Below are 13367 nucleotides of genomic sequence, written 5' to 3'. Positions count from 1 at the left end.
GATAAGGTGGCAGGGCACGGTTCAAACGGCAACCGTGCAAGCGCGTGATTAGGGAGGATCGCATGAAATTCTTTTCGAACATTACCACAACTGTGTCCGGCGCCATGCTGGGGGGATGCCTTGCCGTGGCAGCCACGACAGCCAGTGCCGCAGATCTGCGCGGCTGGAACATCCATGTCGAGGATTACCCGGTTTCCATCGCCATGGAGTCGTTCATGGCCGAAGTGGCCGAGCGGAGCAACGGCGAAGTGACCGGCAAGATTTTCCACAACGGCGTTCTGGGCAACCAGCCCGACGCGATCGAGCAGATCCGCCTTGGCGTGATCGACTTTGGTGAATTCAGCCTTGGGCCGATGGGTCAGTCCATTCCGGAAACCAACGTGGTGTCCTTGCCCTTCATCTTCAAAAGCATCCCGCAGATGTACGAGCTGATGGACGGCGAAGTCGGTGCCGCGATTGGCGAAGGTATGAAGGCCAAGGGCATGGTGCCGCTTGGTTGGTATGATGCCGGTGCGCGGTCGTTCTACAATTCCAAGACGCCGATCAACACGCCTGCCGATGTGACCGGTCTGAAGGTTCGCGTCATGAGCAACGACCTGTTCGTCAGCATGGTTGAATCGATGGATGGCAACGCCACCCCGATGGCGTTTGGCGAGGTCTACCAATCGATTAAGACCGGCGTCGTGGACGGGGCAGAGAACAACCCGCCCTCCTACGAATCGACAAACCATTTCGAAGTCGCGAAATACTACTCGCTGACCGAACACCTGATCATCCCGGAATGCCTGTGCATGAGCCTCAAGACCTGGGAAAAGATGACGCCCGAGCAGCAGGAAATCCTGCTGGACGCTGGCCACAAGAGCGCCGTGAAACAGCGTGAGCTGTGGCAGGCGCGTGAAGCGGCGAGCATGGAAAAAGTTCAGGCTGGCGGCACAGTGGTGAACACGATCGAGGACAAGGCCCCGTTCCAGGCGGCAATGGCCCCGGTTTACGACAAGTTCCTGGCCGACAACCCTGATCTGACCGATCTGGTCAACATGATCCGCAACGCGGACTGATCACGGCCTGATACGCAAAGGCCCGCCGCATTTTGGTGGCGGGCCTTTCAATACCAACCCCTCACATCGTCAGCGGAGCGCCCGATGTCAAAGCCTTCGTTCATCCGGCTGGTGGAATCGGCCCTCGACCGGGTCCGCGCCCTTTGCATCCTCGTCGCAGCCTGCGCGCTTGTCGTTCTGGTCGTGACGTTCGGGTGGCTCGTTTTCGGCCGCTACGTGCTGAACGTCACGCCGACCTGGGTCGAACAGCTGGCGCTTTTGCTGATCTGCTACATCTCGTTTCTGGGCGCGGCCGCAGGCATCAGCGAAAACACCCATATCGGCGTCACGCTTTTTCGCGACATGATGCCCAACGCCGTGCAAAAGATCCTGATGATTGGCATCGACCTTATTCTGGCGGCGTTTGGCGCGATCATGCTGATCGCCGGCGTGACCCTGATGCAATTCGGCTGGGACACTTTGCTGCCGATGCTGAACATCCCCGAGAGTTTCAGAACGCTGGCCATCACCTCTTGTGGCGCTTTGATCTTTGCATTTGCGGGCACGCGCGGCCTTTTCCGCATCCTGACATTCCAGGCCTGGGAGCCTGAAGCCGAAGCCGAGGAGTTCTGAGCATGGGTCTGGCCATTCTGCTATGCGTCTTCGGTGCGGGCGTCGTGATTGGTGCGCCTGTGGCCTTTGCCATGGGCATCGCTGCGGCGGCGGCCTTCTGGTACGAAGGCTTTCCCATGCTGATCACCTTTCAGCGGGCGACGGCGGGTGTATCGGTCTTTTCCCTGCTGGCGATCCCGTTTTTCGTCTTCGCCGGAGAGATCATGCTGCATGGCGGTATCGCCAAACGACTGGTCAAGCTGGCCTCGGCCCTAGTTGGCCATCTGCGGGGCGGGCTGGCGATGGTCAACATCTTCTCCAGCATGCTCTTCGGGGGCATATCGGGCTCTGCCGTGGCAGACATCTCTGCCCTTGGCTCGCTGCTCGTGCCGGTGATGAAGCAGCGCGGCTACCGGCCGGATTTCGCGGTCAACGTCACGGTCACGTCATCCATCGCCGGGATCGTCATCCCGCCCAGCCACAACATGATCATCTTCGCCGTCGCAGCAGGCGGCGGAATCTCGGTCTCAAAGCTGTTCCTTGCGGGGGTGCTGCCGGGCATCCTGATGTGCGTGTGTCTTGCCATTGCCGCCTATATCCTTTCGGTAAAGCACAACTATCCGTCAGATCCGTTTCCGGGCTGGGGCGAGGTCGGGCGCAGTGCGGCAGATGCCATTCCCGGCTTCATGACCGCGGTGATCATCGTTGGCGGCACATTGTCAGGCGTCTTCACGGTGACCGAATCCGGCGCGTTTGGCGCGATCTACGCGGTGCTGCTCACGACATTCTACTATCGCAGCCTCAGCTTCGAAGCGTTCGTACGGTCGGTTACGGGCGCAGTTCGCACCACGGCAATGGTGATGATCCTGATCGCCTTCGCGAGTTCCTTTGCCTATCTGCTGGCGCTCTATCAGGTGCCCACGCAGCTGAGCAACTTGCTGGTCTCGATCTCCGAAAACCCGATCATCATCCTGCTGATGATCAACGTGATCCTGCTGATCCTCGGAATGATCATGGATATGGCCGCGCTGATCCTGATCTGTACGCCGATCTTTCTGCCCATCGCCAAGGGGCTGGGCATGGATCCGATCCAATTCGGGATCATGATGCTGATAAACCTTGGTCTGGGGCTTTGCACGCCGCCGGTAGGGACCTGCCTTTTCGTCGGCTGCGCCGTTGGCAAGATCAAGATCGAACAGGCGCTGAAATCAATCTGGCCCTTCTATATCGCGATCCTGGGCGCGCTTCTGCTGGTCACTTTCGTGCCGCAGATCTCGCTCTGGCTGCCATCGCATTTCGAGTGAGCGCGTCCTTGGATTAAATATTCAAACGGAGTATCTGCCAGAATTCGCATCGGAGCGATCAAGGATCAGGGAGCGGAGGACTGACATGGCACAAGCGAGACCTGTACCAGAAGGCCGCACCAGCGCCGACGAGGTCTTTGAGGCGTTGTATCACGACATCGTCACGCTGAAGCTGATGCCGGGGCGAAAGATCTCTGAAGCCGAAGTCGCCAGCCAGTTTTCCGTGTCGCGCCAGCCCGTCCGGGATGCGTTCTCGCGTCTGGGAAATCTTGGGCTTCTGCTTATCCGGCCGCAGAAGGCGACGGTTGTGCGCAAATTCTCGGCGCCGGAAATTGCCAATGCCCGCTTTGTCAGAACCGCGATCGAGGTAGAGGTCCTGAGGGCCGCCCAGGCGAATTGGCCAAAGATCGACACCACCGGGTTTCAGGACAATATCGAGCAGCAGGCAGCCGCGATTGAGGCGAAGGATTCGGACCTTTTTCACGAGCTGGACTATGAGTTCCACAAGATGCTGTGCGCCGCGTCAGGTTTGGAACTGGCCTTCGAGACCATCGCGGAGATGAAGACAAAGGTGGATCGCCTGTGTCTTCTGTCGCTTGAAGAGAACGCCGAAATGGATGTGCTGCTTGACGATCACAAGACCATCATCGCGGCGCTGGGCGGGGCAGATTTCGCACCCGTCGAAGCAGCAATTCGCAAGCATCTGTCGCGATTGGATTCCGTTGTCGACAAAATCCAGCGCGAGCATGGCGGATATTTCGAGTGAAGTTATCCGGCAGGGCCCCTTACAGGCCCCGCCGGTGCAGACTGCTTAGCGTTTGCTACGGCGCGGCGGCTCGTTCCCGCCCTTGCTTGGTCGGGATGCTGACACCGACTTGCGCGGCCCTGCGGCGGGTTTGCCCGGTGGTGTGAACCTTTTGGAACTGTCGCGCGCGTCACTTCCAGAGCGTGCAGGCTTACCCTTCGGTTTGGCACCTGCGGATTTCCCAAATGGAGGCTTGCCGCCTTTGGGTTTGCCAGCCGGTTTGCCGCCAGCCGGTTTCGCGCCGCCCGGCTTGGACCCGCCGAATTTCGACCCACCGGGCTTGCCGCCACGTGCGTCGGTCTTTTCCGCGCGGGCTGGGGCATGTTTTGCCTTCGCGGGGCCGTGCGCTTCCTCATAGGGCAGCTTTGCGGCAGCCTCTGCGGGAGCGGCCGCAGGCTTGGGCGCGGGGGCTGGCTTTGCGTGGTCATCGCGTGCGCGCGGGGCAGTTGGCGCGCTGGCATCGGCACGCGGCTTCCGGTCGTGGCGCCGGTCATCGGACCGATCACCGCCGCGCCCGCCCTTGGGTCCGCGACCTTGGCCGCCTTTTTGCGGCGCAATGTTCGGCGCGCTGTCGAGCTTGCGTGCCGTGATGCCTTCTTCGAGCGTTCCATCGGGGCCCAGAGCGGACTGAAACCCGTCAGCACTGGCCTTTGTCAGCTCTACGAAAGTTTCGGAATCCTGCACGCGGATCGCGCCGATCGAAGATTTGTCGAGGTTGCCCGCGCGACACAGAAGCGGCAGCAGCCAGCGCGCCTCGGCACGGTCCTTCTGGCCCACTGACAGCGCGAACCACTGGCTGGGGCCAAAGGCCTTGTGCTCTCGGGCGGGGGCCTTGGTATCGGGGGGCAAGAGTTCTTCGGGGGCCGACCGCTTGGCGCGGTAAAGCCGTAAAAAGGCCGCTGCGACCGCTTCGGGCGAATGCTGCGCCAGCAGTTTGGCGGCAAAGGCGGTCTGGTCGTCGCTGAGCGGTTCGGTCCAAGCTGGGTCGTTCAGCAGACGTTCCTCATCGCGTTGCAGGATCTCTTCGGCAGAGGGGGCAGTGACCCATTCGGCGTTGATCTTGGCCCATTTCAGGGTCCGCTCGGCCTTCTTGACGGCCTTTGGCGGCACGATCAGGGCAGAGATCCCCTTGCGGCCGGCGCGGCCCGTACGCCCGGACCGGTGCAGCAGGCTTTCGGTATTCGTCGGCAGATCGGCATGGATCACGAGGTTCAGGTTGGGAAGGTCGATACCACGTGCGGCCACATCGGTTGCGACACAGATCCGCGCGCGCCCGTCCCGCATGGCTTGCAAGGCATGGGTCCGCTCTGTCTGGCTCAGCTCTCCGGACAGGCTGACGACGGCAAAGCCCCGGTTGGCAAGGCGCGCGGTCAGGTGGCTGACAGCGGCGCGGGTATTGGCAAAGACGATGGCACTTTCGGATTCGTGATAGCGCAAGATATTGAAGATCGCATGCTCGCTGTCGGACTGTGCGACGCGCACGGCCTGATAGGCGATGTCGGCATGCTGTTGCGCGCCGCCAAGCGTGCTGACGCGGCGGGCATCGCGCTGGTATTGCTTTGCAAGCGTTGCGATCATCGGCGGGACAGTGGCCGAAAACATCAAGGTACGCCGGTCTTCGGGCGCCTCGCCAAGCATGAATTCAAGATCCTCGCGGAAACCGAGATCCAGCATCTCATCCGCTTCGTCCAGAACGACGGCTCGCAGTGCCGACATATCGAGCGATCCGCGCTGGATGTGGTCGCGCAAACGGCCGGGCGTCCCCACGACGATATGTGCGCCGCGCTCAAGCGTCCGGCGTTCGTCGCGCATGTCCATCCCGCCAACGCAAGACGCCACCCGTGCACCCGCACGGGCGTAAAGCCAGCTGAGCTCGCGCATGACCTGAAAGGCCAGTTCGCGCGTCGGGGCGATAACAAGCGCCAAGGGGGCGGCAGCGGGTCCGAAATGGTCAGAGGTGCCCAGAAGGGTCGTTGCGATGGCAAGCCCGAATCCCACCGTCTTGCCAGAGCCCGTTTGCGCCGAAACCAGCAGGTCAGAGCTTTCAAGCTCGGGGTCGGTCACGGCCTCCTGTACAGGAGTAAGAGTGTCGTAGCCACGCTCGGCGAGCGCTGCGGAAAGGGTTGGGATCATTGCAAGGAGTTCCGTAGGTCTGGGGCGTGCGCCGCCCGAATGCGCCAGGCCGATGCCGCGCGGGATCAGCCCCAATAACGAAGTTCGTGTGGAAAGTACATGGCGAAATCGCCTTGGCGCGGACAAAAGCGCATAGGGTCTGATCGTTCGGACCCAGACACAGAGGGAATTCGCGCCGTCGCGCAGCCATCCGGACTGAAGTCGCCGACAAAATAGGCAGCCACCCCGAAACTGCCCGGTAAATGGGCGAACTTTGAGTTGTCAAAGGGTGCCGCGCCGCCACGCCTCGTCTTTCCGGTTGGGTTTGCTAGCGATTGCACATGGAGACAACGCTCAAGATCCTGGTTGTGGAAGCAGAACGTGAGCGCGCGCGGGATATCACCGAAGCGCTGGTTGATGGCGGCTGGGCAAACGTGACTGTGATGGAAAGCTCTGTCGGGCTCGCCCGCGCCATCGTGGATGCCGATCCTGATATTGTGCTCATCGACATCTCTCATCCCGACCGTGACACGCTGGAACAGTTGAGCATCGCCAGCGATGCGCGGTCCCGCCCGGTGGCGATGTTCGTGGATCGCACGGATGCCGACCTGTCGCAGGCCGCAATTGGCGCGGGTCTTAGCGCCTATGTCGTCGACGGGTTGCAGAAGAACCGCATCAAACCGGTGCTTCAGACCGCGATCGCGCGGTTCAACATGATGGTCAAGATGCAGTCCGAACTGGACGCCGCAAAGCGCGCCCTGGTGGACCGCAAGACCATTGACCGCGCCAAGGGGCTGCTGATGCAGGCGCGTGGCGTGACAGAGGAAGAAGCCTATTCGCTGCTTCGCAAGGCGGCGATGGATCAAGGGCGCAAGGTCATCGACGTGGCGCAGGCGCTGGTGACTTCGGCGGATTTGCTGCGATGAGACTGACACCGGTAAATTGCGGTTTTCTTCCGCTGGTGGATAGTGCGCCGCTGATCGTCGCTCAGACCCTGAAATTCGCAGCGCAAGAAGGGCTGGATCTGAACCTCGTTCGGCAACCGTCCTGGTCGGCGCTGCGCGACATGCTTGCGCTTGGCCATCTGGACGCGGCGCATATGCTCTCGCCCATGCCCGTGGTCATGTCGCTTGGCCTTGGCGGTCTGTCGGCAAAGATCGACGCACTGATGGTGATGTCGGTCAATGGCACCGTGATCGGTGCATCCAATGCGCTGGCGGACCGTATGCGGGAGGTCGGCTGGGCCGGCGGGTTCGGCGATCCGGTCGGCACGGCAAATGCATTGCTTGCGGCCTCCCCAACGCCACTCCGCATCGGGGTGCCATTTCCGTTCTCCATGCACCGCCTGCTGTTGAACTATTGGCTGCAATCGCATCCGGCGTGTTCGGATGGTCGTCTGGAAATCGTTACCATTCCGCCGCCCCGTATGGCCGAAGCATTGGCCGAAGGCGCGCTGGATGTCTTCTGCGTGGGAGAGCCCTGGGGGTCCATCGCGGTGCAGAGGGCAGATGCGACGCTGTTGCTGCCAAGCTCTGCGATCTGGCAGTTCTCACCTGAAAAGGTGCTGGGGGTCCGTCACGAATTCACTCAGACCAACCCACGGACCTGCGAGGCGCTGATGCGCGCCGTCTACAATGCCGCGCGCTGGCTTGACGTCCCCGACAACAAGCCGCTGGCCATCGAGATTCTGACCCGAAGCCGGCATCTGGACGTGGCCGAGCAAACGCTGGAACCTGCAATCACCGGGCGCATTGTGACCCGGTTGGGCACGCCAGCCGTCGACAGTGAGAATTTCCTGATGTTCCACCGGCAGGCGGCCAATTTTCCATGGCGCAGCCAAGCGGCGTGGATCGGCGAGCAATTGGCGCAGCTGCATGGATTGGACCCCGGACCGGCCCAGCAGACCGCCAAAGACAGTTTCCGCAGCGATCTTTACCGGCGGGCACTTGGGCCGATGAGTGTCGATCTGCCCGGAGCATCGGAGAAACTGGAAGGTGCGATGGTGCATCGGACGGCCGTCGCCTCGACCCGGGGGCACATGATTCTAGGCCCGGACGCATTTTTCGACGGCGCGATTTTCGGCGCGGCCCCCAGCAAAGCGCCTATAACTTAGGCGATTTCTGCATCGCAGCGATTTACCGTGCAATTGCAGCGCGATTCCTTGGACGTCAGGCACCGCAGTATATTACCGTTAGGTATACGGGCATCGCAGCCCGATAGCCGCCAATGTGGGCGGCAGGGAATACCAAGAGCAAAGCCGCTCGATTCACACCGCGCCCTCCTCCCGCGCGGTCGGATCGGGCGGTTTTTTTTATGGCCGCGAACATCAGTAAAAAGAGGGTACAGGGAATGAAAACACTCACGACATGGGCCGTAGGTCTGACAATGCTTGCCACCACGCCTGCCATGGCAGAGCTGCTTGACCTTGAAAAGGACGAGCTGACCTTCGGGTTCATCAAGCTGACGGATATGGCGCCACTCGCCGTTGCCTATGAAAACGGCTACTTCGAGGACGAGGGCCTGTTCGTCACGCTGGAAGCGCAAGCGAACTGGAAGGTTCTTCTGGACGGTGTGATCGACGGTCAGCTTGACGGGGCGCACATGCTGGCAGGTCAGCCACTGGCCGCCACCATCGGCTATGGCACAGAGGCGCATATCATCACCCCGTTTTCCATGGACCTGAACGGCAACGGCATCACCGTGTCGAACGAAATCTGGGAACAGATGAAGCCGAATATCCCCGTGATGGATGACGGCCGTCCGCAGCACCCGATCTCTGCCTCCGCACTCAAGCCAGTGGTCGAGAGCTATCGCGACGAAGGCAAGCCGTTCAACATGGGCATGGTTTTCCCGGTCTCCACCCATAATTACGAACTGCGTTACTGGCTGGCCGCAGGCGGTTTGCAGCCCGGTTTCTATTCGACAGACGACATTTCCGGCCAGATCGGTGCGGATGTTCTTTTGTCCGTGACACCGCCGCCGCAGATGCCCTCGACGATGGAAGCGGGCACGATCTATGGCTATTGCGTGGGCGAGCCCTGGAACCAGCAGGCGGTGTTCAAGGGGATCGGCGTTCCGGTCATCACCGACTATGAGCTGTGGAAAAACAACCCGGAAAAAGTGTTTGGCCTCAGCGCCGGATTTGCCGAAGAGAACCCCAACACCACGCTCGCCATCACCAAGGCGCTGATCCGCGCGGCCATCTGGCTGGACGAGAATGACAACGCCAACCGCGAAGAAGCGGTCGAGATCCTGGCGCGGTCCGAATATGTGGGCGCGGATGCCGAAGTGATCGCCAACTCGATGACCGGCACGTTCGAATACGAAAAGGGCGACAAGCGTGAAGTTCCCGATTTCAACGTGTTCTTCCGCTACAACGCGACCTATCCCTTCTACTCGGACGCGATCTGGTACCTGACGCAGATGCGCCGCTGGGGCCAGATCCCCGAGGCGAAATCCGACGAGTGGTACGTCGAGACGGCCAAGAACGTCTACAAGCCCGCAATCTATCTCAGCGCCGCGCGGATGCTGGTCGATGAAGGTCTGGCCAACGAGGCGGATTTCCCATGGGACAGCGACGGGTTCAAAGCACCCACCCCGGCAGAGGATGTCATCGACGGCATCGCCTATGACGGCCGCGCGCCCAACGCCTATCTCGAAAGCCTGCCGATCGGCCTGAAAGGCGAGCAGATCGTCGTTGGCAACGAAGTGCAAGGCTAAGCCAGTTTCCCGCCCTGATCCGAGCGGTCAGGGCGGGTCGCCCGCAAACATTTGAAAACAGGACAGTGACATGACCGCAATCGATCCCTCCAGTCTGGATAGCGAAGCACGCCGTGCCCGCTTGTTCACACGGATCAACAAGGCTGATGCCTGGTTCCAGGTTCTGGGCCTAGCCTGGGTCACGCCGATCCTGAAAGCAGCTGCGGGCGACAACCCGCGCGCGCAATTCTCGGAAATTTGGCGCCTTTTGGGCGTACCGGTCTTGGCGATCCTTGTGTTTCTGGTGGGCTGGGCCACGCTGGCCCCCACGGTGCAGACGTCGCTGGGCGCCATTCCCGGCCCGGCACAGGTTTGGGAGCAAGCGGTCAACCTCAATGCCGATGCGGTCCGCACCCGGGAAAAGGAAGCGGCCTTTTACGAACGTCAGGAAGAGCGCAATGCCAAGCTGGTTGCAGATGGCCGCGCCGAAGACGTCAAGATCCGCACCTTTACCGGCCAGCCGACCTATTACCAGCAGATCTGGACCTCTATCAAAACGGTCTTCTTCGGCTTTCTGATCGCGTCTGTTGTTGCGATTCCGCTGGGGATCATGGCGGGGCTGTCCCCGACGGCCAATGCCGCGATCAACCCGATGATCCAGATTTTCAAGCCTGTCTCGCCGCTGGCATGGCTGCCGATCGTCACGATGATCGTCTCTGCCGTCTATGCGACCAATGACGGGATGTTCTCCAAATCCTTTCTGGTTTCGGCCATCACGGTGACGCTGTGTTCCTTGTGGCCGACGCTGATCAACACCGCGCTTGGTGTGGCCAGTATCGACAAGGATCTGGTCAGCGTTTCCAAGGTTCTCAAGATGAACACCTGGACCAAGATCACCAAGCTGGTCCTGCCCTCCGCGCTGCCCTTGATCTTTACCGGGCTTCGCCTGTCGCTGGGTGTGGGCTGGATGGTGCTGATCGCTGCGGAAATGCTGGCGCAGAACCCCGGCTTGGGCAAATTCGTCTGGGATGAGTTCCAGAACGGCAGCTCGCAAAGCCTTGCCAAGATCATGGTGGCGGTTCTGACCATCGGGATCATCGGCTTCCTGCTCGACCGGGTGATGTACGCGCTGCAATCCATGTTCACCTATTCGGGCACGCGGTGATCGACATGGGGATCATCAATTTCAAGAACGTCCAGAAGGGTTTTGGTCAGGGCACGCACCGCACCGAAGTCCTGAGAAACATCAATCTCGATGTCAAAGAAGGCGAGTTCGTCGCGATCCTCGGGTTTTCCGGCACCGGGAAATCCACCCTGATGAACCTGATGGCCGGGCTCGAGTCGCCCGACCGGGGCAGCGTGGAGTTCAAGGGCAAGCCGATCACCGGACCGGGCCCGGAGCGTGGTCTGGTCTTCCAAAGCTATTCGCTGATGCCGTGGCTTACGGTGGGGGGCAATGTCGGGCTGGCAGTCGACGCGGTTTTCCCAAAGCTTGCCAAGGCGGACCGACAGGCCAAGATCGATCACTACGTGAATATGGTTGGTCTGGGCCACGCGACCGGGCGCCGGCCGGCGGAACTGTCTGGCGGGATGCGCCAGCGGGTTTCGGTGGCGCGGGCGCTGGCAATGAATCCCGAAGTTCTGCTGCTGGACGAACCCCTGTCCGCGCTGGATGCGCTGACGCGGGCAAATCTTGCCGATGAGATCCTGGATATCTGGGAGCAGGACAAAAAGACCTGCATTCTTATCACCAATGATGTGGATGAGGCGATCATCCTTGCTGACCGGATCATCCCGCTTAACCCCGATGGCACCCTGGGTGCGGCGTTCGACGTAACACTGCCGCGCCCGCGTGACCGGATGGAGATGAACCACGACGAAGGCTTCAAAAAGCTGCGCGCCGAGGTCACCAAATATCTGATGGATGTCGGGATCGAGGCCAAGGTCGAAGACAGCCGCTCGCTGCCGGATGTGACACCCATTCACGGCGTGCCGTCGGCTGTTGTCGATGCTCAGGCCGGGATGATCGAAGAGCGGTTTCTGGATTTCAGCCAGTTGCACAAAGTCTATCCCACGCCAAAAGGCCCGCTGACCGTGGTCGAGGATTTCAATCTGAAGGTCAACAAGGGCGAATTCATCAGTCTGATCGGCCATTCGGGCTGCGGTAAATCCACGGTTCTGACGATGGCTGCTGGCCTGAACGAAATCTCGAAAGGCGCGATCAAACTTGACGGTCGGCACGTCGAAGGCGCCGATCCGGAACGCGCGGTGGTTTTTCAGTCGCCCAACCTGTTCCCGTGGCTGACCGCCAAGGAGAACGTGGCGATCGGTGTGGACAAGGTCTACCCCCGTGCCTCGCAGGCTGAACGTCAGGACGTGGTGGAATACTACCTTGAGCGCGTTGGTCTGGCGGACGCGATGGACAAGGGCGCGGCCTCCATGTCCAACGGCATGAAGCAGCGTGTTGGCATTGCACGGGCCTTTGCCCTGTCGCCGAAATTGCTGCTGCTGGACGAACCTTTCGGCATGCTTGACAGCCTCACCCGGTGGGAGTTGCAAGAGGTGCTGATGGAGGTCTGGAGCCGCACGAAGGTCACCGCCGTTTGCGTCACCCATGATGTTGACGAAGCGATCCTTCTGGCCGACCGCGTGGTGATGATGACCAACGGGCCGCAGGCAACAATCGGGCGGATCGTGGATGTGGATCTGCCGCGCCCGCGCAGCCGCAAAGCGCTGTTGGAACACCCCGATTACTACCTCTACCGCGAGCAGGTTCTCAGCTTTCTCGAAGAGTATGAGCATGGGGCCACCAGCAAGAAAGATGCTGCCAAATCCGCGAAACCAGCCAATCAGGAGGCCGCATGATGGACACTGTCCTCGACGCCGCTGCACGCACTTTCATTCAGGTAACCGAGGTTTGGGTTCCGCAAGACGGCAAGCTTGTTCTGGCAAGCGGCAACTATGGTGACCTTGACGCTTTCAAGGCGGCTTCGGGCAAAGAGAGCTTCGCCAAAGGCGAAGGTTTGCCCGGCAAGGCCTGGGCCGATGCGCGCCCTGTGGTGCTGAAGGGGTTTGAAAATTCCTACTTCAAACGTGCCGAGGCCGCCAAAGAGGCCGGGCTGACCAGCGGCGTTGCGATCCCCGTCTTTGCAGGTGACGAGCTGAAGGCGGTTCTGACCGTCCTGTGCGGGGATGATGACGAACGCATCGGCGCGATCGAGGTCTGGACCGAAGCCGACGGCGTTCTGAAGCTCGACGATGGCTATTACGGCGCCGCCAAGCAGTTCGAATGGGTTTCGCAGCACACACAGTTCCCACGTGGGCAAGGCCTGCCCGGGGGCGTCTGGGCCGCCAGCACCCCGATGCTGATGCGCGATCTGGGGTCGGGATATAAATTCATCCGTGCCGAAAGCGCCGGGAAGGCAGGTCTGACAACAGGGCTTGGCCTGCCGGTCCCCGTGCCGGGCGGCGACGTCTTCATCCTGACGCTTCTGTCCGCGCTTGGGACTCCCATCGCCCGTCGTTTCGAGATTTGGGACGCCCGCGCCGCGACGATGGGTCACTCCAACGAAGCGGTGCTGATCGACGGAATTTGCGAACGCGAGGGCAAGCTGTGGGACGACGAAAACCCCCGCCGTGCGACCGCGTGGCAGGGCCGTATCGGTCGCGTTCTGGGCAGCGGTCAGCCCGTTGTTGAAAGCGACGGTGCGGGGCTGCCTGCGGGCTATGCCTCCATCGTTGCCCTTCCCATTCACGTTGGCGGTGCGCTTTCGCACATCGTTGCCTGGTACCGCTAAG

General features: G+C 61.0%; 11 protein-coding genes. 10 read left to right on the top strand and 1 reads right to left on the bottom strand.

The genetic code is table 11. The annotated features are described in order from the left end of the window. The first annotated feature begins 62 nt into the window (after window positions 1–62). The 4 genes from EDD52_RS04610 (at window position 63) to EDD52_RS04595 (ending at window position 3719) form a co-directional block, all read left to right on the top strand. Window positions 63–1058: a TRAP transporter substrate-binding protein gene (locus EDD52_RS04610; RefSeq protein WP_132242323.1), complete on the top strand. Its 996-nt coding sequence runs from the start codon at window positions 63–65 to the stop codon at window positions 1056–1058. Between the two features lie 84 nt (window positions 1059–1142). Next, window positions 1143–1670, top strand: coding sequence for a TRAP transporter small permease (locus EDD52_RS04605; RefSeq protein WP_132242321.1), 528 nt, complete (start codon window positions 1143–1145; stop codon window positions 1668–1670). Between the two features lie 2 nt (window positions 1671–1672). Then, entirely contained in the window at window positions 1673–2953 is a 1281-nt protein-coding gene (locus tag EDD52_RS04600; protein ID WP_132242319.1) for a TRAP transporter large permease, read from the top strand. An 85-nt stretch (window positions 2954–3038) separates the two neighbouring features. Then, window positions 3039–3719, top strand: coding sequence for a GntR family transcriptional regulator (locus tag EDD52_RS04595; protein ID WP_132242317.1), 681 nt, complete (start codon window positions 3039–3041; stop codon window positions 3717–3719). 45 nt (window positions 3720–3764) lie between these two features. Here EDD52_RS04595 and EDD52_RS04590 read toward each other — a convergent pair whose 3' ends face one another. Continuing rightward, window positions 3765–5891: a DEAD/DEAH box helicase gene (locus EDD52_RS04590; protein ID WP_132242315.1), complete on the bottom strand. Its 2127-nt coding sequence runs from the start codon at window positions 5889–5891 to the stop codon at window positions 3765–3767. A 320-nt stretch (window positions 5892–6211) separates the two neighbouring features. Between EDD52_RS04590 and EDD52_RS04585 the strand changes: the two genes are divergently transcribed. The 6 genes from EDD52_RS04585 to EDD52_RS04560 all read left to right on the top strand — a co-directional run bounded on the left by EDD52_RS04585 (window position 6212) and on the right by EDD52_RS04560 (window position 13366). Further along, on the top strand, window positions 6212–6796 hold the full coding sequence (locus tag EDD52_RS04585; protein WP_132242313.1) for an ANTAR domain-containing response regulator: 585 nt from the start codon (window positions 6212–6214) through the stop codon (window positions 6794–6796). Beyond that, complete coding sequence (locus EDD52_RS04580) at window positions 6793–7983, top strand: CmpA/NrtA family ABC transporter substrate-binding protein (RefSeq protein ID WP_132242311.1); 1191 nt, start codon at window positions 6793–6795, stop codon at window positions 7981–7983. The genes EDD52_RS04585 and EDD52_RS04580 overlap by 4 nt, the downstream gene beginning before the upstream one ends. Before the next feature lie 236 nt (window positions 7984–8219). After that, window positions 8220–9590: a CmpA/NrtA family ABC transporter substrate-binding protein gene (locus tag EDD52_RS04575; RefSeq protein WP_424449796.1), complete on the top strand. Its 1371-nt coding sequence runs from the start codon at window positions 8220–8222 to the stop codon at window positions 9588–9590. 70 nt (window positions 9591–9660) lie between these two features. Then, window positions 9661–10734, top strand: coding sequence for an ABC transporter permease (locus EDD52_RS04570; protein ID WP_132242309.1), 1074 nt, complete (start codon window positions 9661–9663; stop codon window positions 10732–10734). Between the two features lie 5 nt (window positions 10735–10739). Beyond that, window positions 10740–12434: an ABC transporter ATP-binding protein gene (locus EDD52_RS04565; protein ID WP_132242307.1), complete on the top strand. Its 1695-nt coding sequence runs from the start codon at window positions 10740–10742 to the stop codon at window positions 12432–12434. After that, window positions 12431–13366: a GAF domain-containing protein gene (locus EDD52_RS04560; RefSeq protein ID WP_243651836.1), complete on the top strand. Its 936-nt coding sequence runs from the start codon at window positions 12431–12433 to the stop codon at window positions 13364–13366. The genes EDD52_RS04565 and EDD52_RS04560 overlap by 4 nt, the downstream gene beginning before the upstream one ends. Window position 13367 lies beyond the last annotated feature (1 nt).

The sequence above is a fragment of the Primorskyibacter sedentarius genome (genome assembly GCF_004342065.1).
Classification (GTDB): Bacteria; Pseudomonadota; Alphaproteobacteria; order Rhodobacterales; family Rhodobacteraceae; genus Primorskyibacter; species Primorskyibacter sedentarius.
This window is presented reverse-complemented; position numbering and strand designations above follow the sequence as displayed.